The sequence below is a fragment of the Vallitalea sediminicola genome (assembly GCF_054408565.1).
Map to the genome: position 1 here is coordinate 1 of NZ_BTPT01000214.1, position 239 is coordinate 239.

Annotated in this window: 1 protein-coding gene; it reads left to right on the forward strand. The window is 31.8% G+C overall.

What is annotated here, in order from left to right; genetic code table 11:
* A partial coding sequence (locus ACX6CF_RS26465; protein ID WP_458788374.1) for a hypothetical protein occupies positions 1-239 on the forward strand: 239 nt, incomplete at both ends.

Consider the following 239-nt stretch of genomic DNA (forward strand, 5'->3'; position numbering starts at 1 on the left):
TATTCTAACTAGTTTAGTAGATTCCATGAGAAGTATTGTTGGAAGTAGTAGTGGGGTGGATACATCAGGTCTTGAATATCGATTTTTATCTGATTTAGGAATTGTAACAGGAAATTATACTGAGAAAGGTCTTTTACATATTGATGGAGATGGAGATGATCCACTATATGCTGCTAAAACAAATAAATTAAAAGAAGCAATTGAGAAAGATCCAGAACAAGTAGCTGATTTATTAAATG